Consider the following 23976-nt stretch of genomic DNA (forward strand, 5'->3'; position numbering starts at 1 on the left):
GCCATGGTTTCAACAATCAGCTGTCACCGGTAGAGTTTGAAAAGCGTTACGCAATGAGCTTGCAAGGTGTCTACAGAATCCGGGGCGATTCAGTTATCACATCATGGCCACCAGAAATGGCCGCTGATAATCCATCACGACCGTTCGCCGTCCATAGAACTTCGAATCCATGGGAGGTCAGCGTGTTAACAATAGCCTTGGCTGTAACCTCATCGTCCTCTATCACCAGCGCGCGATTCATTTTTACTCCACACAACGATTGCAAACCTAAAGCTCAAGCGAGCTCCAAGCGCCGTAGGCTTTAAAGATCAGTGCAGCCTAGGTAGGGTGCATCGGACGGTAAACTAAATATTTCTTAACCATCCTTAATTTCGTCTTTGCTTGAAAGGTGCCTATTTTTTCGCGCCCCCACTGCTAAATCTCATCTCTACGCTCGATTCAGGATATCCCGTCATGACGAAGACCTTATTGAGGCTCGCATTGGCTTGCTTGTTTCTATTTGCAGATGGCATTGAGGCACAGGATGCCACTCCCACCAAAACGCTTACCCTCTTTACGACAGGAGGCTTCATCGCGGCGATTCAATCCATAGCCCCCCTTTATGAAAAAACGACAGGAATCAGCCTGGTAACTAAAGAATCCCCGCCCACAGGCAATACGCCAACGGCAATCGAAAATCTGTTGGAGAGTGGTCAAAAAGCAGATGTTGTAATCATGGAGGACTGGGAGCTACGAAAGCTTATAGATCAAGGCCATTTGCAAAAAGCGAGTCGAATTGACCTTGCCAAGTCGTTCATTGCCATGGCCGTCCGCAAAGGCGCTAAAAAGCCCGATATAAGCACCATGAAGAACTTCAAAAAGACGTTGCTCAACGCAAAGTCTCTGGCTCTATCGGATACGCCCAGCGGAACATACCTGTCACGTATTCTCTTCCCTCAAATGCACATCTCAGAAAGGTTGAGGGTTAAGACCAGAACGATTTCTGCGAAGCCTGTCGCAGAAGCAGTAGCCCGTGGCGAAGCGGAGATAGGCTTCCAACAATTGAGTGAGCTGATGCACATGGAAGGCATCGATGTGATTGGGCTTATCCCCGATCAGGTTCAGAAAATGACAATGTACTCAGCGGCCATCACCACGGGCAGCGTGCAGCAAGAGGAGGCTGCCACGCTATTAAAGTTCCTCCGCTCAGAAGCCGCTAGGAGTGCCATGAAGCTAGGCGGATTAACACCTGTTCGATGAGCCCTGCTAGGAGCTGTGTGCTCGCTATTGGGCCACTGCCAGGATTGTAGTTGCTTTATGGTCGGTTATTTGAGGGGGCGATTTCGTTTGCTGACTCAAGCTTAAGCCATCAAGTTCTTGAGGGCTCAACGAGGCACCGCTGCCAGACAGAATCAAGGCGAGAACTAGAATGGTAAAGCCTACTAACATTGGGAATGAGCCTAACCAGAATTGGATGCGTCGGCGGCGCTGGTATGCGTCCATCTTTACTAGCCCCTGTCGGCGTTGGCGAGTATTTCTCGCTTACTTATACTTCTGTTGCTCAATGTAATTTCTACCGCCGATGATTGCTAGCCCTCGAAAAATGGAGTGGTGCCAATATCAAATTTTGGTGTGCCCGCAAAATCGTAAGGCTGAACACTGGATATGCGGTCATTTAAGCCGGAAAAACGGATTTCCTCCAACAGTCCTTGGTTGTTGGCTGGACAAACACGATTACTAACGCGGCGTCACCGCCGAGCGAATGTTAGTACTTCCAAAAAACCGGCGTAATGAGCACCAGTACAGTGAGTATCTCCAATCGCCCCAGCAGCATGCCAATGGTGAGTAGCCATTTTGCTGCATCAGGCAACGATGAGAAATTGCCCGCAGGCCCAATGACTTCGCCGAGCCCTGGCCCCACGTTGCAGACAGCAGTAGCCGCGCCGCTTAACGCAGTAACCCAATCTAGTCCGATTAAGGCGAGCCCTAAGGCGATCATTGCGATGGTAATGGTGAAGAAAAATGAGAAGGTCAAAAGCGAGCGTAAGATCTCTTCGTCAACTGGATGGCCGTTGTACTTTTTCCGAATCACCGCGCGAGGGTGGATCAACTGCTTCAGGCTACTCACTAATAGAGCACCTGCAACCTGGAAGCGGAAAATTTTAAGGCCTCCAGCCGTCGAGCCTGAACACCCGCCAACAAAGGTCAGATAGAAAAAAAGCAAGACCGCGAAGCTGCCCCACAAGGTGTAATCGCCTACAGCAACGCCTGTGGTTGTGACGACCGACGTCACATTGACGGCCACGATACGAAACGCATCCCACCATCCGTAGTCGCTGTGAAAACACAGCCACGTACCCACCGTCAGCCAGGTGACGACCAAGAACCCCACGAATCCGCGCACTTGGTGATCCTTGATCAGCGCACGGCGATTACCGCGCAACGTCGCGACGTACAAGGTAAAGGGCAAGCTCCCCAGAATCATTATGACTACTGCTACCCAGTGAATCGCCGGCTGCGTCCAGTGGCCAAGTGACGCGTCTGACGTTGAGAATCCCCCAGTAGAGATCAACGACATTGCGTGGTTGACCGCCTCAAAAGGCGTCATTCCTGCTACCCAGAGTGCAAGAGCCCCGACTCCAGTAAGTCCCAGATAGAGAAAGAGGATGTACTTAGCGGCCACATGGGAGCGAGGTGTAACTTTCTCCGACCAGTCTGAGGACTCAGTCTGGAAGAGACGCATGCCACCTACCCGCAGCAATGGAAGTATTGCCACAGCCATGCCGATGAAGCCGATACCACCCAGCCAGTGCAGCATCGAACGCCATATCAACAATCCTGGAGACGCGGTATCCAAACCACTTAAAACGGTTGAGCCAGTAGTTGTGATACCAGACATAGTTTCAAAGAAAGCGTCGGTGTAGCTGATGCCACTGATGAACACCATCGGCAACGCTGCGAAGGTGCATACCACCACCCAACTGCCAGTCGTCAGCAGGTACATATCCCTAGGGCGAAGGTGGACAGCGTCTGGCCGCCCCCGCACGATCAACAGTAGGCCGCAGATAAACGTAATAAAGCTCGACCAGAGGAAGGCAGACAGATCGTCGCTACGCTCATAGGCCACAAGCGTAATCATGGGTATAACCATGCTCACAGCGAGAGTAACTAGAAAAATGCCTAAGATGAAGCCGATAAGCCGCATTGTTGCGAGGGACATAAAATAGCCTGCCAAATTAGCGCCGGGCAGTATCGGACGACCAACCGTTTAGCCCCGTAAATTTTCCGTAAAATTTTTTAGTCCATCAGGAAGCCAAGGCACGGCCATACCAGAATTACAGAAACAAAAAAACCGGCGCAAGGCCGGGCACTTTGTGTTTCGGATGGGGCTGATCCCTCAGCAAATTCAGTGTAGTTCAGGTAGCCCTATCTTGCAGCTAACGCGTTCCCTGAGTGTCGGTTTCAGATATGATTTACATGGAAGCGACTTCCCCCTCTGTGCTGCTGCGGCGCAGCACCAGAACACCAGCAATCGCGGCCAGAATCGAGCCGATCAACACGCCGACTTTGACCTCATCAATCAAGTGAGCTGATCCGGCGAACGCCAGGTTGCCAATGAATAGGCTCATGGTGAAGCCAATGCCGCACAGCAGCGCTACGCCGTAAAGCTGAGTCCAGCTACTTCCTTCCGGCAGTTTGGCCAAGCCCATACGAATAGCCAGAGCAGCCAATAGGAAGATGCCAATCTGCTTGCCCACCAACAAGCCGATCGCAGCACCCAGGTCGTCAATGATCGCCAAGGCGGCGAGGAGAACCTTCAGCGAAGTCGGGACTCGCTTACCCAGCAAAGACAAGACGCCCAGGGCGAACGCGATGTCGGTAGCGGCTGGGATAGCCCAGCCCTTCAAGGTCTCGGAATTACCCCAGTTGATTGCGATGTAGATCAGCGCAGGAACAAAAATCGCCTCCCTCAGTGCCTGGGATACCTCTCTTGCGGAGAGCTCAGCCGCAGTGTTTTCGCTAACGCTACCTACCTGGGATGAACTAGCTGCCGCTCTGGCAGCTTTCAGCCTTTGCTCAGCGTACACATGGCCGGATCATCACCTGGCAGCGGATAGCCTGCGGCTGAGAGAGCTTCGGCGCGCTCTTCAATGAGCAGGCGCTCAGGATAACGAGCGACTTGATAGGCTCTGCCCGGCACGCGCCAAATGGCATCCATTCGTGGCTCCTTAGGGGCTGACCGGCTTACTTTCCAACCGGCTTCGTCGGGATCTTTCGAAAGCAGGCACTCACCACAATGGGCACGTGGTTCGCGATTGGTCAAGTGACACGGGGCGCCCCTCCACATAAATCGTGTCCGCCTGAACGCCATATACAGCTAGTGACCCATCACCCCCTCCGGTGCAATCAAGTGCAAGAACGTTCCCTAGCCGAATAGGCTCTGGAATCCAGGTGTGTCCCGTGCACACACGCCAGATTCCTTTGACACCTTCTCGATGGTGCTTTTTGATCCGCTCGCGCCCCCATAGCGCGATCTCTTCGACAGCAGGGATTGATATGTCTCGAGTGAACTCGACCCATGACATCCCAGCAGGAATGTCCGCGTGAACAACTCCAACCAAGCCGAGAGGCGACTCGATTTCAATGACGGATGGAAGGCTCTCAAGCTTTCCAATTATCATCTCCTTCGATTCGTCGGCTATGGTCGACCACCAGCCTGCACCATGAGCTACGTAACGAGCGCTGGGATTTTCCCTGTAAGCATTGATAAGCATCTGCTCATGGTTACCTTGAACAGTGAAGAACCACGGCTCACCAAGAAGCTTCAGCCCGTCGAGGACTCCCGGCCCGCGATCTATGAGGTCACCCACCCCGATGACTCGGTCGATTGCCTTGTCGAAACCTAGCTTCAACAATCCTTTATGGAGGTCAATCGTCTTGAAGTGGATGTCACCGACGACGAAGTCGCGACCTACCTCGTTCCGGGGAAGCCTCAGAACTTTCTGACTCATGCGCGGGTTCCTTCCTCAATGGCCAGCCACCAGGTGACCAAACCCGTATTGTCCCCCCAGTGACCGCACCTTCCAACAGAAAGATGGACAGACAGGATGACTACACTCCAGTGCGCAGGGCTGAGGCATCCCGAGTTTCTTCCGTCGATTGAAATGACCAGAGCAAGCGGAGCGCGCAGGCCAGTAAGGCCGGAGGCGCGATGATGGAAGCCCAAGGAGCCATGACTTGGCGTCAGCCATGGCATGGTTTACGACAGCCGACCCGAGAGGGCGCGCCATAAACATCGATTTGCGTAAATTGCAGGATTGCTGATGTTATGCAGGCTTATGTATTCCAATACTTCTGAACTGTAGTCCGCGCAATTCCAAGCTTTTCCATAGGCTGGAGATATCTACGGTGCCGGGGGCAGTCCACTGTTCCTCGCGCAAAAAACCAACCCAGTGCCGCGAACTATGTGAACCCGTCCGCATTAACCCCTACGCACAAGGAACGATGTTAATTAGCCATGTTCCAACCTGCTGTGCCAAGCCTGCCCAATGGGGGCACGGCTCAATCGGCTCTGCGTAAACCGCGGCGCGCGCTACCCATTACAAGGACGTAAGCTTTATGCAGTCATCCCCCTCCCAAGCGCCTTCCGCCACCGGCGAACTGATCGCCAGTTTCCGTCACGGCAAGGGTTTTCTGATTTTCAGTTTGATATTTGGCGTTGTGTTGTTAGGTCTCGCCGGGTTTGTGTTGTATCTGGGCACGATCCTGCCACCGGGCAATGAGGGGCCGGTCAGTCTCCAAACGTCCCGTGGCATGGCCTTCAGTTTCAGTGACCCACATACCTTGATCTACGCCACCAGCGCTTTGCTGGCCGTTCTCGGGCTTGGTGTATTTGCCGCTTACGCCTGGCACAGGAAACTGCGTGCGCCGCGCTACGCAGTGTATGAGCACGGCATCGAGCGCATCATCAACGATCAGCGGGAATACACCGCCTTTGCCGAGATTGACGACCTGTATCTATTTGGCTCCGGGCAAACCGTGCTGACCGGCATGATCACCAACCTGGCCTACCGTCGTAATGCCAGCGAGCCGTTTCATCGAGTGATCGAGAGCCTCAAGGGCTTTCACGACTTCCAGGAGTTGGTTCGTGAGTTGCACGTACGCGCACGTCTGCGGGAGGTGATGGCGACGCTGGAGTCGGGCGGGGCGGTCAGGTTCAATTGCATCAGCTCCGGGCAGGTCTGGGGCAAGCGCGTCAGCGGCAACTTTCTCAAAATCACCACGACGCCGATTGTGGTGAGCCAGGATTTCCTCGAATACCAGGGGCGCAAGGTGCCAATGTCGTCGTTGTGTACCGTCGACCTCAATGCCTGGACTGAAAAGGTGGTGATCAAGGACGAGAGCGGCAAACCCGTGTTGTCGACCATCGCCACCGGCATTCTGAGCCACGACCTCTTCCTCAATACACTCGATGCAGTGCTTGCGACTGAAGAGCAAGCACGCGAGCCGGTTTGAGCCATCGTGTCATTTATGAGGATTAAACGATGATCTATCGCGGCGCAGGCTGGCCGGCGCTGGCGATCATGCTTGTCTGCACGGTGATTGCCCTGCTCAAGTAAGGCTACCGACCGCTCGGCAGGGCCTGCGAAGTGCGTGTGCCATTTAGCGACATCATCTACGTCTGCCCCTACGTGCTCGCCCGGTTTGATCGCGATGGGCATTTCCGTGTCGTGTGTCAGGGACCGAAGGACAAGGTGTTCGACTATCAATTGGGTGAGGGTATCTGCCTGGACGAAATGGCGTTTCATGCCGAGTGGTTGCGGGGACTGATAGGGGGGCGGATGCACGAACTATTGAACCTGGACAAATGACACACGCATGCGAATAGAGTCCCTACAGCCAAGCCATTACGCCTGCGTGGTGTGAGTCTGTGCCCGTCTGTGACGGCACCTCTCACGCCACGACCACCAACTGCTCCTTGAACTTGGTGTACAACGTCAGCGTGTGATTCAGGTAGATTTTCGATCCGCTTGCTCGTTTTTCCGGCGAGCCACTGCTCCACACGCCAAATACGATGACTTCTGTGCCTTTGACCAGCGTCTGCAGCCACTCGCCGTCTTTATCTCCAACACTGACCTTGAAGACGCTTGTCACATTTTCCGCGTCGGGCCGTTCGTATTTAGCCGTGAGATTCAGATAGCTCATGACCCGGCCGCTGCCTTCATCTGGCACGTAAACCCGGTCGACCGTGCCCACCACGGCGAAGGGGTGGCACTCGCTCCCCAGGCGTTCCAGCATTCGCCATGCATCTTCGTAGCGGTTTTTTTCAAAGAAAAAGTCTGACCAGCGAATTTTCTTAGTACCAAAGCGCAGTACCAGGTGTTGAGCCAGTTCATCATCCGCTTCGCACCGCTCACGCAGCTTAAGCAGATCAGCCGTAGTGCGCAGGTAGCTGGCAAGTTTTTTGCCGCTTGGCTGATATAGCTTGGGCTGTCTCTGCGTGGCAGAGCCCTCCGTTGCTGAAGTCGTAAACTGAGCACCAGAGAGTGATTTGCCACCCAGGTTATTGTGCAGCAGTAACAGGCGCAGTTCGGAAGCGCCGGCGTTGAGCGCTCCGATAAAGTCGGGATCGGACTCGGCCGCGACGATAATTTTCAACTGGCCGATGGCGTCGTATTTGCACCCGGGTTTGTGGTCGGAGTCACGGCCGGCAGTCAGCCCGATGTAGGCGGCGCGGTCGTATGGTTCCTTTCCCGCCCGGTTGACGAGTCCGCGCGGCACAAAGCGCACCGGTGCACGGCAGTTGCCGCCGTCACACACCAGCGATGGAATAGTGCGGTTACGATCGCTGAGCGTTTGAAGTGCCTCGATAGTGTGCGGATGGCCCAGCGCATCCAATGCCGACGACATTTTTATTCCTTTACCCACGCATGACTCCTGATTGAAACGGCAGTTGAGTGGGGCTCATCCTATCAGCGTAATCCCCGTCTGCGACCCGGGCGCGGCAGGTGTGATTTGAGTTGATGGCCCCCAAATAAAGCGCGCGACCCATCCGGCCGCAATCGCAGCTGATTTCAACGGCAGTGACGCAAGGCTCAGCAGAACAGCTGAGCCACCGAAAGCAGGCAAATCACTTGCACAAAAATCTGAGCTCGAATGGGATGTTTCATCTACGCTACCCTCCTGTACGGTTGCGGATGAGCGTGCCGCATGCGATGTAAGTCCTCCCTGGAGCGTCGACAACACTCGCAACTATTGAGTATAGGTCCTGAAACGAATCTTTCACGACTTTGCCGACCCATGGCCCGCCAGGCACTGTTTACAACTATCTGCCCAGCCCATCGCACTTTTTTTCATTTCTCCAATCTATCTTTGTCCCAGCCCTGCCGATTTCCCGCGCGGGCGAAAGAACCAGATCGGGTGCCGATGGCTCGCACGTTACTTTTATTCAAGACTCGACGAGTGCGTCGGCCACTGTGGCTGGCCGTAGTGTTAATGCTCTGCGCCAGTGGCTGCACCCAACAGCAGGGTCGGGACATAGCCAAGCAGTTCAGCAACGGCAAACCTGATGAGTTCTTCCAGACCAGTGTCGATCGCATGGCGACTCTGGGCATGCGCGACAACTTGCAAAGCCTGTATTTGCTCATGAACAAGCTCTATCTGCGCAACCCCAACCAGTGGCGCCAGTCGGGTTATCCGGATGCGGTGAGCGCTGCGCGGGAAATTCGCCAGGCCATCGAGCAACGTCGGTCCCTGCCTGCCCTGGGGGACCGTCGCGACCTGGCCGCGTTGAGCTATTCGTTAAGCCCCGAGTTCAAGGGCGACCGGGTCGGTGCCTTTATCTATGCCATCGGCAGCATGATAGTGACCGCCCACGGTGGGCGTACCGAGTTCTACATTACCGACTCGATCAACCCGCAGTTCGTCAGCAACGCCGCGCGCAACATCGAGAAGGCCACCTGGTTGCTCAGCAAGCGCCAGGATGCAAATGGCGTCCTGCTCCTGTTTTCCAACGAGATCTCGGAGGAGGGCAGCAACCTGAGTTTCGCCGTCGAGTTCGGCAAGATTGTTGCGCGCCTTGACCTGTTGACCCAGATGCTCGACGAACGCTACCGCCGTATTGGGCTTAACTATGCACAAAGCCTGTTGTTGATGAATTTCCTGCCGGTGCAGTAATTGGGTTGTTCGGTATGCTGTTTCTCCTTTGGATGTAGGAATCTGCCTATCTTGCATCCCGATGCTTGAAACACCTGTCTGTGCACAATAGCCTCGGATTTTTCTGAAAAAACGAGGCCCTACCTTGGGTAAGCGAAAAACAGCTTGGCCGACGGACCGCGAAATACGCCTGCGCTTTATCCTCTTCGCTGTGATCGACGCCGCGAGCGTTCAGGGCGTTCCCTCCGAGTTGTTGCTGCCCGCGCATAAACTGCTGCGAGACTCGCCGACAGAGGCGCAGTTGCTCACCGCTCTGGGTGAAATTCTTGCCGCTGATGAAATGCATGGGTTCAGGTTGCCACCGGGGTCGGAGGCCGATGAATTGATGCAGTCTCTGGAGAAGCCCAACGCCTAGTCATCCGTTAGATCGTTTATTTCCTTAAGATTGGACGAGATTCCTCAATCGAATACCCATGACGTCTATTAACGTCATGTAGCGGATATAAGTGGCGCAATAGCGTCAGATTGATCGTCATCACGCCTGGTACAGCTGTTTTGTTCGACTAAGCATCCCTGGGAACCTCCATTCCTGCTGCTCTGCCGGCGTCTTGCGCAGCCCTCCGGCCTCTCTGGAATCGGCGCCAGAACCTAGCCATTTCCTGTCGATTACGGAGTTTCGAACATGATGAATGCAATGCAGATGCCGATGAACACCTCCATGCCAATGATGCCGATGATGTGCTGCACCTGCTGACAGGTCCCGCGCCATAAAAAACGCCCCGATAAGTCGGGGGCGTTTTTTTGCGTGATTAATCCAGCCGCTCTGGGTAGGTGATCACCAGGAACGCCACGGCTTCGCTGTCCGCCGGATTTGCGGTAGCGGTGGAGCTGGTCGGCGTAGAACAGGATTGAATCGCCGGTGGACAGCAGGTAGCGTTCATCATTGACGCTGACTTCCAGCACACCTTGGGCCACCACCAGGTTTTCCTGGATGCCACGGCCCGTGGCCTTTGGACACTTCCTCCCCAAGCGCCCGCAGGCGAATCGCATAGAACTCGGACTGGCGCGCCGTATCGTAGGGAAACAGCGCCTGGCTGATAAACGCGCCATCGGCACTCACCAGGCGTTTGCTCTGCTGCGCCGGCAACACTTCAACCCCTTCGAACGCGCGATCTTCCAGGAACGCCGCCACCGACACCTTCAGACCCTTGGCAATTTTGCACAACACCTTGATCGACGGCACGCTGCGCCCGGATTCGACCTGTGCCAGCATCGCCCGGCTCACGCCGCAGGCGCGTGCCAGGGCATCCAGTGACAAGTGCCGTTTGCGATGGAGGGTAAAGTCGATGACGGTGGAGGATGCAGGCATGGGAGGCGATCTCATAGGTGACTCGATGACCCGAAGTAATACGTACTGGTTATTTCCTTAAATACTGAGCTTGCATGTATTAATTCGATTTTGGACTTAAAAAATAAATCCGGTCTGATGCTGTTGTGGGAAGGGGCTGGTCCGTTATTAAGGCGTGACTTGGCGAGCATCGTTGCCTTCCCATCACTGTTCGCGTGATGGCCCAGCCGTTCACGCCCCCGAATTCCAAGGATCCGCCCATGCTGCTGCGCCCACCTCCGTTCCTATTTGCCGCCTTGACGTTAAGCTCGCAGGTGCACGCCGAAGACCTGCAATTGGCGCCGGTCGAAGTCACCACGCCGGAGGCCAGCGCCGGCGAAGTGGCTCAGGCGCAGCTCAAGAGCGTGCCCGGCGCCACCAATTACATCGACATGAGCAGCGTGCAGCAGGGGCGGGTGAGCACCAACGAAGACGTGTTCAAGTACCAGCCGGGGGTGTACGCCAAGGCGGCGAATAATGAAGGGGTGAAGCTGTCCATTCGCGGTTCTGGCCTGAACCGCAGCCCGGGTGCCCATGCTTCAGGGCTGTACGAAATGTTCGATGGCTTGCCGCTGACCGGCCCCGGCGGCACCCCTTACGAACTCAAGGACCCGTTGTGGCAAAGCCGCGTCGAGGTGCTGCGCGGTGCCAATGGCTTCGATCGGGGCGCATTGGCGCTGGGCGGCGCGGTCAACTACGTGACTCATACCGGCTACGACGCGCCCACGTTGCAAGTGCGCTACGAAGCCGGCAGCCGTGGCTATGCCCAGCGCGAGATCAGTTCGGGCCAGGTGCTGGGGGATGCCGACTACTACATCAGCCTCACCGACTCGGAATCCGACGGCTACCAGCGCCAGAGCGCCGCCACCGGCAAAGGCATGGCCGCCAACTTCGGCTACCGCTTCAACCCGGACCTGGAAACCCGCTTCTATTTCCGTTACCGCGAAACCACCAACGACACCCCCGGCAAACTCACCCGCGCCCAGATCAGTCACGACCCGCGCGCCGCCAACAGCCTCAACGCCGCCCGTGATTCCAAGCGCCTGCAACCGGGCTCCACCTGGATCGCCAACAAGACCACCTTGCAGCTGGATGACAGCTCGCGCCTGGAAGTCGGGCTGGCGTACCACGATTACCCGATGGACCTGCGCGAAGGCACCAACCGCCTCAAGGTGGCCTACACCGATATCAGCAGCACCCTGAATTACATCCGCCAGGACACGTTTTTCGGCCACGACAGCAAAACCACCCTCGGCCTGCGCACCACCCAGGCGATGCCCAATAACGGCGCATCGGAATACGTGCGCACGCCAGCCGGCAACACCGCAACCTACGCCCCCGGCACCAAGACCCGCGACTACAGCTACCTGGGCTCCGACACCGTGCTGCATATCGGTAACGACCTGGAGCTGGTCCAAGACCTGTGGCTGACCACCGGCCTGGCCGCGATCTACACCCGCCGTGAAACCCAGGTCACCTATCCCGAAGGCCAGGCGCCGCTTAGCCAGCATGACTGGGACTACGCACCGCGCATCGGCCTGCGCTATGACTTCAACCCGCGGTTGCAGGTGTACGGCAACCTGAGCCGTTCGGTCGAGCCACCGCACGCATGGTCGATGATCTGGGGTTCCAACAAATACTTTGCCAGTGGTGCAGCCAAAGGCCTGGCCCGCGAAGGCGTCAGCCTGAAAAACCAGACAGCCACCACCCTGGAAATCGGTGGCCGTGGCGAAGCATGGCTCGGCCAGTGGGACCTGGCGCTGTACCGCTCCGAAGTGCGTCACGAACTGCTCACCGTGGAAACCCAGGCCCAGACCTCGACCAGCAATGCCATCGTCGCCGAGTCCAACGCCAGCCCCACCGTGCACCAGGGCGTGGAACTGGGCCTGCTCAGCCCGCTGTGGGACGGTGGTCGCAGCGGTAAGCTCGATGTGCGCCAGGCCTATACCTTCAGCGATTTCCACTACCGCGACGACGACCGTTTCGGTGGCAACCGCTTGCCGGGCATCCCCAAGCACTACTATCAGGCGCAACTGCGCTACAGCCACCCGACCGGTTTCTACACCAGCCTCAACACCGAGTATTCCTCACGGGTGGCGGTGGACTACGCCAATTCCTATTACGCCGCGTCCTACACCCTCCTGGGCGCCACCTTTGGCTACGACGCACCCAAGCAGGACTGGCAAGCCTGGGTCGACCTGCGCAACCTCACCAACCGCCGCTACGCCAACACCGTCACGCCGGGCTACGACGACAAGGGTCTGGATGTCGCACGCTCCACACCGGCCGATGGACGCGGGATCTACACCGGAGTGTCGTGGAGCTGGCGCTAAGAGGACACCCAGGTACCTGCTGCATGGAGATCAAACGGTGGGAGGGGGCTTGCCCCCGATAGCGGTGTATCAGCTACAGATAAGCTGACTGCCCCACCCTCTACCGGGAGCAAGCTCCCTCCCGCATTTGATTCGTGGTGCTTTCGGCGCATGTGAGCCCCTTGCCCCAGTATCGTTTGAGGGTTCGCAATGATGGCTACGGGATGCGCAAGAAACGGCTACGCGATAGAGGACGGCTACAGGCGTTCAGTCATTGCCTTGGCGCAGGCGCTTGTACAGGGTGTTGCGGCTCACGCCCAGCTCCCGCGCCAGGTGGGAAATGTTCCCACCGGCCGCCTTCAAGCGCTGGGTCAGGTCGATGCTGTCATCCAGGTACTCATTGGCGGGCAGCGGCGCCGTCACTTTCAAGTCGACAAAAAAATCATCCGGCAGATGCTCCGGGCGGATCGGCTGTTCCTCGGCCATCGCCAGCGCCACCTGCAACACGCTGCTCACCTGACGCAGGTTGCCCGGCCACGGGTGCTGCTCGAACAACGCCAGCACCTCGGCGCTGAGCCCGGCCCATTGGGTGGGCTCACGGTGCTGCTGCCACAGCTGCTGGAACAGCGCCCGCTTGTCGCTGCGTTCGCGTAATGGCGGCAGTTCAAGGGTCAGGCCGCCGATGCGGTAGTACAAATCCTCGCGAAAACGCCCGGCCTGGACCCGCTCGCGCAAGGCCCGGTTAGTGGCCGAGATGATGCGCAAATCCACCGGGAACAACTCGCTGCTGCCGACCGGCTGCACGCAACGCTCCTGCAATACCCGCAACAGGCGCGCTTGCGTCGGCAGCGGCATATCGCCGATTTCATCGAGGAACAGCGTGCCTTTGTCGGCTTTGCGGATCAGGCCGATGCTGCCTTTCTGGTTGGCGCCGGTGAACGCGCCTTTTTCGTAGCCGAACAGTTCCGATTCCACCAACTCAGCGGGAATCGCCGCACAGTTCACCGCGATAAACGCCTGCTGGCTGCGGGAACTGGCCTGGTGCAGGGCCTTGACGAAAACTTCCTTGCCCACGCCGGTTTCACCGTGGATCAGCAGCGGGATGTCCTTCTCCAGCAAACGCTCGGCCTGGCGCACGGCTTTTTCCACGCGCGCATCGCCAAAGTGCAGGGTCTTCAAACCAATCGCGGCGGGCTTTGGCGCAACGGGCTCGCTGAACACCCGCGCCTGCACCGGCATCTGCTTCGGTCGTTTCAGCAGGCACTGGAAGCGATTGCGTCCCGCCGCCTGCAGCGAAAAGGGCAGGCCCTCCGGCTGATTGAGCAACTCCAGTAGCGACACCTTGAACAAACTGTCGATCATCACCCGCGACAGACTGATACCCAGCAAGTTGTCGGCACGACGGTTGGCCGAGAGCACCTGGCCGCTCTCGTCAAAGATCAGCAGGCCGGCCCATTGGCTGTCGAGGTTGCTCAGGCCGGTGTTGAACGTCAGTTGGAAGTGCTCACCGCGAAACAGGTTGAGGATCAGCCGGTTTTCCACGGTCTGGCTCATCATCTTGACCATGCCCAAGGTGTGAGAGGGCGGCAGGTAGCTGTCGCTGGACACATCCAGCACCGCGATGATTTCGCGCTGGGCATCGAAGATCGGCGCCGCTGAGCCGGTCATGAAGCGGTTGGCCTTGAGGAAGTGTTCGTCGTGTTCGATATGCACCGCCTGGGCGCAGGCCAGCGCGGTGCCGATGGCATTGGTGCCGCTGGAGCGTTCCATCCAGCTGGCCCCGGCGCTGAATCCCCGGGCCAGCTTGGGCTCGATAAAGCGCTGGGTGCCCCAACTGGTCAGCACCTGGCCCTGGTTGTCAGCCAGCATGATCAGACAGTTGGAGTTGCTCAGGATGTTTTCGTAGTAGGGCAGGACTTCCTGATGCGTGGTCTGCACCAGGGAATGTTGGCTTTCCAGCAGTTGGCTGATGCCCTCGGCGGGCAGTTGATCGAAGCTCGGCGTGCTCTGGTGGTCCAGGCCGAAGGCGCGGCAACGGCGCCAGGATTCCTGGATAAGGGTGTCGTGAGCCAGGGGTTCGGCCATGGGGCGACCTTCTTTTTATTGTTTTGGGGGCTTGCACAATCCAACGGGTGTAACCAAGTCAATCGGGTTCAAAGAGTGTTGTTCATAACTGTTCATTGTCAACCTCCGGATTGTTCAATTGGTCAGCCTGATCTGTTCATTTCTGTTCGCTCCTGAACATCACGTTTCACCCATTTCCTTGTGGATCAAGCACCTGCCGTTTTTGGCACGAAACTCGCTCTGACGAATGGCCAGATTCATTCCAATAATAAAAAGGTCGTGTCATGTCATTGACCCTGGAACATGTCTCCCGTGTCGTCGAAGGTCAAACCTGGATCGACGACGCCAACCTGCGCTTCGAAGCCGGTTCCTTCAACGTCTTGCTTGGCCGCACCCTGTCCGGCAAGACCAGCCTGATGCGCCTGATGGCGGGCCTGGATAAGCCCGACAGCGGCCGCATCCTGATGAACGGCGTGGACGTCACCCAAAAGCCGGTGCGTCTGCGCAACGTGTCGATGGTGTATCAGCAGTTCATTAACTACCCGACCATGACCGTGTTCGAAAACATCGCCTCGCCGTTGCGCCAGGCCGGTGTGTCCAACGAGCTGATCCAGAGCAAAGTGCTGGAAACCGCAAAGATGCTGCGCATCGAGAAATTCCTGCAGCGCCACCCGTTGGAGTTGTCCGGTGGCCAGCAGCAACGCACGGCCATGGCCCGCGCGTTGGTGAAGGATGCCGAGCTGATCCTGTTCGACGAGCCGCTGGTGAACCTGGACTACAAACTGCGCGAAGAGCTGCGTCAGGAAATGCGCGAGTTGTTCAAGGCGCGGCATACCATTGCCATCTACGCCACCACCGAGCCCAACGAGGCCCTGGCCCTGGGCGGCACCACCACCATTCTTCACGAAGGCCGGGTGATCCAGAGTGGCAAGGCCGCCGAGGTCTATCACCAGCCACAGACCGTGTTGGCCGCCGAGCTGTTTTCCGAGCCGCCGATCAACCTGATGCCGGGGCGTATCAGCGGTAACGAGGTGAGCTTCGCCAATTTCGTGCACTTCCCGCTGAACGTCGACCTGCGCCCCATCGGCGAAGGCGAATTCCGCTTCGGCGTGCGCCCCAGCCATATCAGCCTGGTGCCGAGCAACGACGACGACTTGGAGCTGGCGGTGACCGTGGAAGTCGCCGAGATCAGCGGCTCGGAAACCTTCCTGCACGTGCGCAGCGAGCATTTCCTGCTGGTGCTGCACCTGCCGGGGGTGCATGAGTACGACGTCGACGCGCCGATCCGCGTGTATATCCCCACCCATAAACTGTTTGTGTTCGATGGCCAGGGCCGTTTGGTCCAGGCCCCCGGGCGCCGCGTTGCGAGGGTTGCCTGATGGCCGAGATCCATTTGCAGAACCTGGCGCACAGCTACAGTCCTACGCCGAGCGGTCCTGAGGACTACGCCATTCGGGAAATGAACCACGTGTGGGAGCAGGGCGGTGCCTACGCCTTGCTAGGGCCGTCGGGCTGCGGCAAGTCGACTTTGCTCAATATCATCTCCGGCCTGCTCAGCCCGTCCGAAGGGCAGGTGCTGTTCGATAGCAAAGTGGTGAATGACCTCTCCCCGGAAAAACGCAACATCGCCCAGGTGTTCCAGTTCCCGGTGGTGTACGACACCATGACCGTGTTCGATAACCTGGCCTTTCCCCTGCGGAACCAGGGCATGGCCGAGGCGAAAATTCACAGCAAGGTGCAGGAGATTGCCGAAGTCCTCGACCTGCAAACCCTGCTGAGCAAAAAAGCCCGCAACCTCACGGCCGATGAAAAACAGAAAGTCTCCATGGGCCGTGGCCTGGTGCGTGACGACGTGTCGGCCATCCTCTTCGACGAACCGCTGACGGTGATCGACCCGCACCTGAAATGGAAGCTGCGGCGCAAGCTCAAGCAGATTCACGAGCAGTTCAATATCACCATGGTCTACGTCACCCATGACCAGCTTGAGGCCTCGACCTTCGCCGACAAGATCGCGGTGATGTACGGCGGGCAGATCGTGCAGTTCGGCACCCCCCGTGAGTTGTTCGAGCGGCCGAGCCACACCTTTGTCGGCTATTTCATCGGCAGCCCGGGGATGAATCTGATCGAGGTGCAGGCCGAGGCCGGTGGTGTGCGGTTTGCCGGTACTCACCTGCCGTTGTCCGAGACTATGCAACAACGCATTGCCAGCACCGACTACACGAAGCTGCAGGTGGGCATTCGCCCGGAATTTATCCACGTCTGGGACGAGTACAACGCTGACGCCCTGCAAGCCGATGTCACTCACCTCGAAGACCTCGGCACCTACAAGATCATGACCCTCAACCTCGACGGCGCCCCGCTGAAGATACGCCTGGCCGAAGACAAACCGGTGCCGGAGGGCAAGGCCTGTATCAGCTTCCCCGCGCAGTGGCTGATGGTGTATGCCGACGACTACCTGCTGGAGGTGCTGCCATGAACAAGGTGCAGAACAACAAGGCCTGGTGGCTGGTGTTGCCGGTGTTCCTGCTGGTGGCGTTCAGTGCGGTGATCCCGATGATGACCGTGGTCAACTATTCGGTGCAGGACATCTTCGATCAGTCCAGCCGCTACTTTGTCGGCACCGACTGGTACAAACAGGTGCTGCTCGACCCGCGCCTGCATGACTCGCTGCTGCGCCAGTTCATCTATTCGGCCTGCGTGCTGCTGATCGAAATCCCCCTGGGCATCGCCATCGCCCTGACCATGCCGACCAAGGGCCGCTGGTCGTCGCTGGTGCTGATCATCCTGGCCATTCCGCTGCTGATTCCGTGGAACGTGGTGGGCACTATCTGGCAGATCTTCGGCCGCGCCGATATCGGCCTGCTGGGCTACAGCCTCAACGCCCTGGGGATCAGCTACAACTACGCGGCCAACACCATGGACGCCTGGGTCACGGTGCTGGTGATGGACGTATGGCACTGGACCTCACTGGTGGCGCTGCTGTGCTACTCCGGGCTGCGGGCCATCCCGGATGTGTACTACCAGGCGGCGCGTATCGATCGGGCCTCGGCGTGGGCGGTGTTCCGACATATCCAGTTGCCGAAGATGAAAAGCGTGCTGCTGATCGCGGTGATGCTGCGCTTCATGGACAGTTTCATGATCTACACCGAGCCCTTCGTCCTCACGGGCGGCGGGCCTGGTAACGCCACGACGTTCCTCAGTCAGACGCTGACCCAGATGGCCGTAGGCCAATTCGACCTGGGCCCGGCGGCAGCGTTTTCCCTGGTGTATTTCCTGATCATCCTGTTGGTGTCCTGGCTGTTCTACACCGCCATGACCCACTCCGACGCCAACCGCTGAGGCCGCCAACATGAGCAAGCGCAAGGTTATTCCGCTGCTGATCTACATCCTGTTCCTGCTGGTGCCGATCTACTGGCTGCTGAACATGTCCTTCAAGAGCAACACCGAAATCCTCGGCGGGCTGACCCTGTTTCCGCAGGATTTCACCCTGGCCAACTACAAGGTGATCTTCACCGACCCGAGCTGGTACACCGGTTACCTCAACTCGCTGTACTACGTGAGCTTGAACACGGTGATTTCCCTGAGCGTGGCGTTGCCGGCAGCCTATGCCTTCTCGCGCTATCGTTTCCTGGGCGACAAGCACCTGTTCTTCTGGCTGCTGACCAACCGCATGGCGCCCCCAGCGGTGTTCCTGCTGCCGTTTTTCCAGCTGTATTCGTCCATCGGCCTGTTCGACACGCACATCGCTGTGGCCTTGGCCCACTGCCTGTTCAACGTGCCACTGGCGGTGTGGATCCTGGAGGGCTTCATGTCCGGAGTGCCCAAGGAAATTGACGAAACTGCCTACATCGACGGCTATAGTTTTCCCAAGTTCTTCGTGAAGATTTTTATCCCGTTGATCGGCTCCGGTATCGGTGTGACCGCGTTTTTCTGCTTCATGTTTTCCTGGGTCGAGCTGCTGCTGGCGCGCACCCTGACCTCGGTTAACGCCAAGCCCATCGCGGCGGTGATGACGCGCACGGTGTCGGCGTCGGGTATCGATTGGGGCGTGCTGGCAGCGGCGGGGGTGTTGACCATCCTGCCCGGCATGCTGGTGATCTGGTTTGTTCGCAACCACGTGGCCAAGGGCTTTGCCCTGGGCCGGGTCTGAGGAGTCGATGATGGAATGGATGGCCTGGACCACCCCCACTGCACTGTTCTTTGGCGGCATTGCCCTGATTCTGGCGGGCATGACCACCTGGGAGCTGCGCTCGCCGAGCATCCCGCGGCGCGGCGTCCTGCCGATCAGCACCACCCGTGGTGATCGCTTGTTTATCGGTCTTCTCGGCAGCGCCTACCTGCATTTGCTGGTGATCGGCGTTACCGACTGGAGCATCTGGGTAGCGTCCGCGCTCTCCCTGGTATGGCTGTTGAGTGTGATGCGTTGGGGCTAGTTCCCTTATGAATAAACAACCAGGAGGTCTCTATGTTGAATAAGAACAATAAGCTGCGACATAGCATTTCATTGGCCGCCGTACTGGCCCTCAGCGGTTTGAGCGCCACGGCCTGGGCCGATGCGTACGAAGATGCCGCGAAAAAATGGATCGGCAGCGAATTCAAGCCGTCGACCCTCACGGCCGACCAGCAGCTTGAGGAGTTGAAGTGGTTTATCAAGGCTTCGGAACCGTTTCGTGGGATGAAGATCAATGTGGTGTCGGAAACCCTCACCACCCACGAGTACGAATCCAAGGTGCTGGCCAAGGCCTTCAGTGAAATCACCGGCATCAAGCTGACCCACGACCTGCTGCAGGAAGGCGACGTGGTGGAGAAGCTGCAAACCCAGATGCAGTCCGACAAGAATATCTATGACGGCTGGGTCAACGATTCCGACTTGATCGGTACGCACTTTCGCTATGGCAAGACCGAATCCATCACCGACCTGATGGCCAACGAAGGCAAGGCCTTCACCTCGCCAACCCTGGATATCAAGGACTTCATCGGTATCTCCTTCACTACCGCGCCGGACGGCAAGATCTACCAACTGCCCGACCAGCAATTTGCCAACCTCTACTGGTTCCGCGCCGACTGGTTCGAGCGTCCGGAGCTGAAAGCCAAGTTCAAGGAAAAATACGGCTATGAGCTCGGCGTACCGGTGAACTGGTCGGCCTATGAAGACATCGCCAAATTCTTCAGTGAAGACGTCAAGGAAATCGACGGCAAGCGCGTCTACGGGCACATGGACTACGGCAAGAAAGACCCATCCCTGGGCTGGCGCTTTACCGATGCCTGGTTCTCCATGGCCGGTGGCGGCGACAAAGGCCTGCCCAACGGCTTGCCGGTGGACGAGTGGGGCATCCGCGTGGAGGACTGCCACCCGGTGGGCTCCAGCGTCACCCGTGGCGGCGACACCAACGGCCCGGCCGCTGTGTTCGCCACGCAGAAATACGTGGACTGGATGAAAGCCTACGCGCCACCGGAAGCGGCGGGCATGACCTTCTCCGAATCCGGCCCGGTGCCGTCCCAGGGCAACATCGCCCAGCAGATCTTCTGGTACACCGCGTTTACCGCTGACATGGTCAAGCCGGGCCTGCCGGTGGTGAATGCCGACGGTACGCCGAAATGGCGCATGGCACCGTCGCCCGTCGGGCCTTATTGGGAAAAGGGCATGAAGAAGGGGTATCAGGACGTGGGTTCCTGGACCTTCCTCAAGTCGACGCCGGAGAAGCAGAAACTCGCCGCTTGGTTGTACGCGCAGTTCGTGACCTCGAAAACCGTGTCGCTGAAGAAAACCATCGTCGGCCTGACGCCGATTCGTGAGTCCGATATCAACTCACAGGCCATGACCGACATGGCGCCGAAACTCGGTGGCCTGGTGGAGTTCTACCGCAGCCCGGCCCGGACCGAGTGGTCGCCGACCGGTACCAACGTGCCGGACTACCCACGTCTGGCGCAACTGTGGTGGAGCAACATCGCCGCCGCCGCCAGCGGCGAGAAAACCCCGCAACAGGCCCTCGACAACCTGGCCAAGGAGCAGGACGCGATCATGACGCGCCTGGAACGCTCCAAAGTGCAGCCGGTATGTGGCCCGAAAATGAACCCCGAGCGTGACGCGCAATACTGGTTTGACCAGCCGGGCGCGCCGAAACCGAAACTGGCCAACGAGAAACCGAAAGGCGAAACCGTGGCCTACGGCGACCTGCTCAAGCAGTGGGAGGCAGCGCGTAAGTAAACGTGCCCGGGCATGAAACACAAAACGGCACCCAGGTGCCGTTTTGTTTTGGCGCAAACATGAAGGCGCAGTTCTGTGACCGATGACGCGGGTTGTTCAGGCAATCCTGGGTATGGGTATCTACACAATTTTCAGTGGTCTGTGGCGAGGGAGCTTGCTTCCGTGGCGGCCTTCGGGCCGACCCTGTATTTGGGTTTGACCGAGTACATATCCGTTGCTGCGGTAACGGCTGCTTAGGGTTCCGCTCTTACAGCGGGTCACTTTTGGAAGAGCGCCAAAAGTAACCAAAAGGCCATCGCCCCAACACTCGGTGCCTCGCCTAGGCTCGGCATAGAGCCGACCAGAGTTGGGTCTGGTGTACTCGGTAAATGTGGGAGGGGGCTTGCCCCCGATGAGGGAGTGTCAGTCACTTATTTTTTAACTGACCCGGCGCTATCGGGGGCAAGCCCCCTCCCACATTTGGATCTCCATATATCAGATGGACCTCGGTCTGCTTTTGCTCTGGCTTTTAATCTTGATCTCAGGCGGCCCGTTAACCACGCTGGCCGAACGCAGGCTGGGCGAGGTACCGAGTGGTGGGGCAAGAGCCCTTTGGTTACTTTGGGGCTTTTCCAAAGTGACCCGCCGTAAGGGCGGAACCCATAGCCGCCGTGACCGCAGCAACGGATATGTACTCGGTCAAACCCAACGACATGGTAGGCCCAGAGGCCGCCACGGAACCAAGCTCCCTCACCACAAAGAGATTTTTCAGCCTGAAAGACAGACTCGCTAGCCAGCGCTGCGACAACCCCCTGTTCGGTAAACCACCGCTGATCCTTCAGGAACAAGGACCCAGAACTGACCGATCTGTCACCTACGGTTCATAAACCAGACGGAAGGCACCTAAGTCGCCTCAAGTTGCGAGTTACAGCGCAGATAACAACTATGTCACTTACATCCGCAACAACGTTCAAGGATCGAACTCATGCCCCAGCGCCATTCCAGCAGCATGCCTCTTCCCGTTTATCCACGTTTTCGCTGGTTCGCTTTGATCCCGGTCGTGCCTGCCGTTTTGTGGATACTCGTGCAATCAACTTCGCCGGCCAATCTGTTGGCCTGCGCGGTACTGGTGCTGATCGGCCTCGGTGCCTGTGCCTGGAGCGCGGCTTCGCAGCGCAACGCCATGCTGCGGGCGATTGCGCGGGCGCAGGCGGATCAGTCAGATGCAGACGCGGCGCACAACGGCATGGCCTCTCGTGCACAGCTCGATGAGGTGTTGCTCGGCGCCATGCCCATCTGGGCCAAGCAGGTGGAAAGCTCGCGCCATCAGACCGAAGAAGCGATTGTGAGCCTGGCCAACCGTTTCACCGGGATCGCCACGCGATTGCAGGAAACGGTACAAGCCTCGCAGCACGCAGCCGGCGAACTGGATGGGCAGGCCGCCGACGGCGCACTTGAGGTGCTGGCACGCAGTGACAGCGAGTTGAGCCAGGTAATCAACTCGCTCAAGGCCACTCAAACCAGCCGTGACCAAACCCTGGCCCAGGTCCGCAGCCTTACCGCCTACACCGGCGAACTGCGCACCATGGCCGCTGATGTGGCGGCGATTGCCGCACAAACCAACCTGCTGGCGCTCAACGCAGCCATCGAGGCGGCGCGTGCCGGTGAGGCCGGTCGCGGCTTTGCAGTGGTGGCCGACGCGGTGCGCAGCCTGTCGAGCAAATCCAGTGAAACCGGCCAGCAGATGTCGGCCAAGGTCGACATCATCAATAACGCCATTACGCAATTGGTCCAGGCCGCGTCCAGCAGTGCCGACCAGGACAGCCATTCGGTGGCCGAGTCCGAAAACAGTATTCAAGTGGTGCTCGCACGCTTCCAGAACATTACCGGGCGCCTGGCCGAATCCGCCGACCTGCTCAAGCAGGAAAGCTACGGGATCCGGGATGAGATGACCGAGGTGCTGGTCAACCTGCAATTCCAGGACCGGGTCAGCCAGATCCTCAGCCACGTGCGAGACAACATGCACGCCCTGCATGAGCACCTCCTGCAGGCCAGCCAGGCCCCGGACCAGCCGGTGGCCGTCGACGCCCGCCAATGGCTGGCGCGCATGGAAGCCACCTACGCCACCGACGAGCAGCGGCGCCTCCATCATGGAGAGGCGGCCGTACAGCAGAATTCTCAAGACATCACCTTCTTTTAGGAGCACATCATGGCGAAGAATGTATTAGTGGTCGACGACTCCAGCAGCGTGCGGCAAGTGGTCGGCATAGCCTTGAAAAGCGCCGGTTACGACGTCATCGAGGCCAGCGACGGCAAGGATGCCCTGGGCAAGCTGACCGGGCAGAAAGTGCACCTGATCATCAGCGACGTGAACATGCCCAACATGGACGGCATCACCTTCGTCAAGGAGGTCAAGAAGCTGGCCAACTACAAGTTCACCCCGATCATCATGCTGACCACCGAGTCCCAGGAGTCGAAGAAGGCCGAGGGCCAGGCCGCCGGCGCCAAGGCCTGGGTGGTCAAGCCGTTCCAGCCTGCGCAGATGTTGGCAGCCGTGTCTAAACTGATCCTGCCCTGATCCCCGGCGCCAGGGAGGCTCCCATGCCGATAACCACTGAAACAGTCGACGACACTGCGCGCGTGCGCATTGACGGCGAGCTTACGATCTACACCGTAGCGGAACTGGCGGCTGCGCTGCTGCCGCAGATGGGCGCGGCGCCACGCCTGGAGCTGGACCTGTCAGAGGTCACGGAAATGGATGGCGCCGGCCTGCAGTTGCTCGCGGTCATCCGGCGTGAAGCCGGCATCGCCGGTACCGCCTTGAGCGTGACCGGCCAGAGCCAGGTAGTCATGCAGGCGCTCCAACTGTGTCGCAGCGCGGCCTCATAGTC

22 protein-coding genes and 2 pseudogenes are annotated in these 23976 nt (G+C 58.3%); 15 read left to right on the forward strand and 9 right to left on the reverse strand.

What is annotated here, in order from left to right; translation table 11 throughout:
• Positions 1 to 91: 91 nt before the first annotated feature.
• Positions 92 to 241 (reverse strand): annotated as a pseudogene (locus FBY10_RS31600) (DNA-binding response regulator); the annotation flags it as partial.
• A gap of 212 nt (positions 242 to 453) precedes the next feature.
• On the opposite strand from FBY10_RS31600, the gene FBY10_RS27485 reads away from it, so the two are divergent.
• On the forward strand, positions 454 to 1239 hold the full coding sequence (locus FBY10_RS27485) for a substrate-binding domain-containing protein (RefSeq protein ID WP_145338425.1): 786 nt from the start codon (positions 454 to 456) through the stop codon (positions 1237 to 1239).
• A 505-nt stretch (positions 1240 to 1744) separates the two neighbouring features.
• Here FBY10_RS27485 and FBY10_RS27495 read toward each other — a convergent pair.
• The 4 genes and pseudogenes from FBY10_RS27495 to FBY10_RS27505 all read right to left on the reverse strand — a co-directional run bounded on the left by FBY10_RS27495 (position 1745) and on the right by FBY10_RS27505 (position 4991).
• Positions 1745 to 3199, reverse strand: coding sequence for a TrkH family potassium uptake protein (locus FBY10_RS27495; protein WP_131698023.1), 1455 nt, complete (start codon positions 3197 to 3199; stop codon positions 1745 to 1747).
• 253 nt (positions 3200 to 3452) lie between these two features.
• Positions 3453 to 3941 (reverse strand): annotated as a pseudogene (locus FBY10_RS27500) (Na+/H+ antiporter NhaA); the annotation flags it as partial.
• A gap of 104 nt (positions 3942 to 4045) precedes the next feature.
• The gene (locus FBY10_RS31605; RefSeq protein WP_167657080.1) at positions 4046 to 4198 is read right to left on the reverse strand and encodes a hypothetical protein; all 153 of its coding nucleotides are present in this window, start codon (positions 4196 to 4198) and stop codon (positions 4046 to 4048) included.
• Positions 4199 to 4268: 70 nt separating this feature from the next.
• The gene (locus tag FBY10_RS27505; RefSeq protein ID WP_256663597.1) at positions 4269 to 4991 is read right to left on the reverse strand and encodes a metallophosphoesterase; all 723 of its coding nucleotides are present in this window, start codon (positions 4989 to 4991) and stop codon (positions 4269 to 4271) included.
• Positions 4992 to 5598: 607 nt separating this feature from the next.
• Here FBY10_RS27505 and FBY10_RS27510 point away from each other — a divergent pair.
• Both FBY10_RS27510 and FBY10_RS27515 read left to right on the forward strand, forming a co-directional pair.
• Positions 5599 to 6495, forward strand: coding sequence for a hypothetical protein (locus tag FBY10_RS27510; protein WP_145338426.1), 897 nt, complete (start codon positions 5599 to 5601; stop codon positions 6493 to 6495).
• Between the two features lie 134 nt (positions 6496 to 6629).
• Entirely contained in the window at positions 6630 to 6851 is a 222-nt protein-coding gene (locus FBY10_RS27515; protein ID WP_306100931.1) for a hypothetical protein, read from the forward strand.
• A gap of 82 nt (positions 6852 to 6933) precedes the next feature.
• Here the strand turns inward: FBY10_RS27515 and FBY10_RS27520 are convergent, their stop codons facing one another.
• Positions 6934 to 7890: a hypothetical protein gene (locus FBY10_RS27520; protein WP_131698020.1), complete on the reverse strand. Its 957-nt coding sequence runs from the start codon at positions 7888 to 7890 to the stop codon at positions 6934 to 6936.
• Positions 7891 to 8406: 516 nt separating this feature from the next.
• Here FBY10_RS27520 and FBY10_RS27525 point away from each other — a divergent pair.
• Both FBY10_RS27525 and FBY10_RS27530 read left to right on the forward strand, forming a co-directional pair.
• Positions 8407 to 9156 (forward strand): hypothetical protein, encoded by a 750-nt coding sequence (locus FBY10_RS27525; protein ID WP_131698019.1) that lies wholly within the window; start codon positions 8407 to 8409, stop codon positions 9154 to 9156.
• A gap of 124 nt (positions 9157 to 9280) precedes the next feature.
• Positions 9281 to 9550, forward strand: coding sequence for a hypothetical protein (locus tag FBY10_RS27530; protein ID WP_145338427.1), 270 nt, complete (start codon positions 9281 to 9283; stop codon positions 9548 to 9550).
• Positions 9551 to 9801: 251 nt separating this feature from the next.
• On the opposite strand, the gene FBY10_RS31920 is transcribed toward FBY10_RS27530, so the two are convergent.
• Positions 9802 to 10098: a cupin domain-containing protein gene (locus FBY10_RS31920; RefSeq protein WP_256663598.1), complete on the reverse strand. Its 297-nt coding sequence runs from the start codon at positions 10096 to 10098 to the stop codon at positions 9802 to 9804.
• Positions 10076 to 10504, reverse strand: coding sequence for a helix-turn-helix domain-containing protein (locus tag FBY10_RS27535; protein ID WP_256663599.1), 429 nt, complete (start codon positions 10502 to 10504; stop codon positions 10076 to 10078). The genes FBY10_RS31920 and FBY10_RS27535 overlap by 23 nt, the downstream gene beginning before the upstream one ends.
• A 239-nt stretch (positions 10505 to 10743) precedes the next feature.
• On the opposite strand from FBY10_RS27535, the gene FBY10_RS27540 reads away from it, so the two are divergent.
• Positions 10744 to 12855 carry a TonB-dependent receptor domain-containing protein gene (locus tag FBY10_RS27540; protein WP_145338428.1) on the forward strand — a complete coding sequence of 704 codons (2112 nt, stop codon included), beginning with the start codon at positions 10744 to 10746 and terminating at the stop codon, positions 12853 to 12855.
• A 246-nt stretch (positions 12856 to 13101) separates the two neighbouring features.
• On the opposite strand, the gene FBY10_RS27545 is transcribed toward FBY10_RS27540, so the two are convergent.
• Positions 13102 to 14919, reverse strand: coding sequence for a sigma-54-dependent Fis family transcriptional regulator (locus FBY10_RS27545; RefSeq protein ID WP_131698016.1), 1818 nt, complete (start codon positions 14917 to 14919; stop codon positions 13102 to 13104).
• A gap of 263 nt (positions 14920 to 15182) precedes the next feature.
• Here FBY10_RS27545 and FBY10_RS27550 point away from each other — a divergent pair, with 263 nt between their 5' ends.
• The 9 genes from FBY10_RS27550 (at position 15183) to FBY10_RS27590 (ending at position 23974) form a co-directional block, all read left to right on the forward strand.
• Complete coding sequence (locus FBY10_RS27550; protein WP_090402916.1) at positions 15183 to 16277, forward strand: ABC transporter ATP-binding protein; 1095 nt, start codon at positions 15183 to 15185, stop codon at positions 16275 to 16277.
• The gene (locus FBY10_RS27555) at positions 16277 to 17374 is read left to right on the forward strand and encodes an ABC transporter ATP-binding protein (RefSeq protein WP_145338429.1); all 1098 of its coding nucleotides are present in this window, start codon (positions 16277 to 16279) and stop codon (positions 17372 to 17374) included. The genes FBY10_RS27550 and FBY10_RS27555 overlap by 1 nt, the downstream gene beginning before the upstream one ends.
• A complete protein-coding gene (locus FBY10_RS27560; protein ID WP_131698014.1) occupies positions 17371 to 18237 on the forward strand; it encodes a carbohydrate ABC transporter permease in 867 nt (288 codons plus the stop codon). The genes FBY10_RS27555 and FBY10_RS27560 overlap by 4 nt, the downstream gene beginning before the upstream one ends.
• A 10-nt stretch (positions 18238 to 18247) precedes the next feature.
• A complete protein-coding gene (locus tag FBY10_RS27565; RefSeq protein ID WP_003174634.1) occupies positions 18248 to 19048 on the forward strand; it encodes a carbohydrate ABC transporter permease in 801 nt (266 codons plus the stop codon).
• A gap of 10 nt (positions 19049 to 19058) precedes the next feature.
• The gene (locus FBY10_RS27570) at positions 19059 to 19331 is read left to right on the forward strand and encodes a DUF2160 domain-containing protein (protein ID WP_027607297.1); all 273 of its coding nucleotides are present in this window, start codon (positions 19059 to 19061) and stop codon (positions 19329 to 19331) included.
• A gap of 32 nt (positions 19332 to 19363) precedes the next feature.
• Positions 19364 to 21106 (forward strand): ABC transporter substrate-binding protein, encoded by a 1743-nt coding sequence (locus FBY10_RS27575; protein ID WP_131698013.1) that lies wholly within the window; start codon positions 19364 to 19366, stop codon positions 21104 to 21106.
• A 1267-nt stretch (positions 21107 to 22373) separates the two neighbouring features.
• The gene (locus FBY10_RS27580) at positions 22374 to 23285 is read left to right on the forward strand and encodes a methyl-accepting chemotaxis protein (RefSeq protein ID WP_371921005.1); all 912 of its coding nucleotides are present in this window, start codon (positions 22374 to 22376) and stop codon (positions 23283 to 23285) included.
• Positions 23286 to 23294: 9 nt separating this feature from the next.
• Positions 23295 to 23663: a response regulator gene (locus tag FBY10_RS27585; protein ID WP_065873103.1), complete on the forward strand. Its 369-nt coding sequence runs from the start codon at positions 23295 to 23297 to the stop codon at positions 23661 to 23663.
• 23 nt (positions 23664 to 23686) lie between these two features.
• A complete protein-coding gene (locus FBY10_RS27590) occupies positions 23687 to 23974 on the forward strand; it encodes a lipid asymmetry maintenance protein MlaB (RefSeq protein ID WP_131699863.1) in 288 nt (95 codons plus the stop codon).
• Positions 23975 to 23976 lie beyond the last annotated feature (2 nt).

This window comes from Pseudomonas sp. SJZ103, assembly GCF_007828335.1.
In the GTDB taxonomy this organism is placed as follows: Bacteria; Pseudomonadota; Gammaproteobacteria; order Pseudomonadales; family Pseudomonadaceae; genus Aquipseudomonas.